The sequence below is a fragment of the Sphaerochaeta sp. UBA5836 genome (genome assembly GCF_002432845.1).
In the GTDB taxonomy this organism is placed as follows: domain Bacteria; phylum Spirochaetota; class Spirochaetia; order Sphaerochaetales; family Sphaerochaetaceae; genus Sphaerochaeta.
The window spans coordinates 9,214-11,069 of sequence record NZ_DJGW01000104.1; the positions used below are offsets into that span (position 1 = coordinate 9,214).

Genomic DNA, 1,856 nt, shown 5'->3' on the forward strand with positions numbered 1-1,856 from the left:
TCGCTTGTCGTATGCGCCTCCTCGTAGCCGACGCTGCACACCAAGGTGGGAATGCCAAGCTCATTGAGGATGTTTGCATCGCTTCCGCCCAACGTGGGCTCTTCACGGTAGGGGAAGCCGAGCTTGGTGCATGCTTGCCGGAAGGTTGCCAGAACAGGGCTGTCGTGGTGATGGTGATAGACCTCATAGAGGTGTTCGTGCTGTATTTCAACCCTCCCTCCATGCCTTTGGGCTGCATCCTGGAGAGCTTGTTTCATGGTGTCGGTCTGCTTCTTAAGCTTGGCATTGTCCAAACTGCGGGCCTCGAAGACGAGCTGGGCCTTGTCACAGACAATATTCTTTGCCCCGGGGGCTATGAAGGAGCCGACGTTGGCGGTGGTCTCGCTGTCGATGCGTAGCAGCGGCATGGCACTTATTGCATCACTGGCCATCTGGATGGCGCTGATGCCGCTTTCGGGTTTGAAGCCGGCATGGGCTCCCTTTCCATGGAAAACGGCCTCGATTTTGTCGTAGGAGGGAGCGGCCGTGACGGCCAGACCCACACACTGTGAAGCATCAAAGGTGAAGCCGTACTGTACGGCTGAGAGCTTGTCGATCTCAAGCCGCTTGGCTCCGAGCAGGCCCTGTTCCTCGGCGGTGGTGAAGAGAATGACGAGGTTCGGATGAGCAAGCTGCTTCTCCTTGATCGTCCGCAAGGCGGTAAGGATGGCCGCGACGGCTGCCTTGTCATCCGCCCCGAGTGCTGTCGTCCCATCGGTTTTGATGACTCCGTTCTCGATGACCGCCTTCGCCCCTCGTGCCAGCTCGACCGTATCCATATGGGCGTTGAGCAGGATGGTAGGGCCCTCTCCCATTAGATAGCCGTAGAGATTTCCCGCTTCGTCATAGTCGGTGCTCAGTCCTGCCCCAAGCAGTGCATGCTCGAGCAACAAGGAAATCTTCTGCTCCTCGAAGGAGGGTGAATCGAAGGCAACCAAATCAAGGAATGTGTCCATAAGAGTTTGCATGTTCCGACTATAGCACAGGAAAAATTGCTTTGACCACACCTTTGTGTGTTGTATAGTGTAGCTATGAACACCTATACAGCAGCACAGACACGTTATGATGGTATGCAGTACCGCTATGCAGGACACAGTGGTTTGAAACTTCCTGTTCTCTCGTTGGGCCTTTGGCACAACTTTGGTGACGGCGTTGACGATGCAGTATGCCGTCAGATGATCGCCACCGCATTCGATCATGGGATAACCCATTTCGACCTTGCCAACAACTATGGGCCTCCGGCCGGCAGTGCCGAAGCCAGGTTTGGGAGAATGCTCTCGGAGCAGTTCGGCGCCTATCGCGATGAGATGCTTATTTCCACCAAGGCAGGCTATTACATGTGGCCCGGTCCCTACGGGGATTGGGGAAGCCGCAAGTATCTGATCGCCAGCTGTGATGCAAGCCTGAAGCGCATGGGCCTTGAGTATGTGGATATTTTCTATCACCATCGTCCCGATCCCAATACCCCGCTTGAGGAGACGATGGGAGCCCTTGCCCAGCTGGTAAGGCAGGGAAAGGCGTTGTATGTAGGAATCTCCAACTACCATAGAGCGGAGGCCGTGAAGGCCATTGCCCTTTTGAAAGAGCTTGGCTGTCCTTGCGTGTTGAACCAGGTCCGTTACTCCCTGCTGGACCGCTGGGTCGAGGATGACCACCTTCTTGATGGGATGAAAGGCGAGGCGGGGGCCATCTGCTTCTCGCCCCTCGCCCAGGGCTTGCTTTCAGACCGCTACCTCGAGGGGACCATCCCCCCTGATTCCCGTGCAAGCAAGAGTCATTTCCTCAAGCCGGAAACGATCACCAAAGAGCGGGTGGAG

The 1,856-nt window shown here is 56.1% G+C and carries 2 protein-coding genes; one reads left to right on the forward strand and one right to left on the reverse strand.

Annotated elements, in window-relative coordinates:
• A partial coding sequence (locus B3F49_RS09910; protein ID WP_293910742.1) for a M20/M25/M40 family metallo-hydrolase occupies window positions 1–1,007 on the reverse strand: 1,007 nt, incomplete at its 3' end.
• Window positions 1,008–1,070: 63 nt separating this feature from the next.
• On the opposite strand from B3F49_RS09910, the gene B3F49_RS09915 reads away from it, so the two are divergent.
• Window positions 1,071–1,856, forward strand: a 786-nt coding sequence (locus B3F49_RS09915) for an aldo/keto reductase (protein WP_293910744.1), incomplete at its 3' end; no start/stop codon positions are given.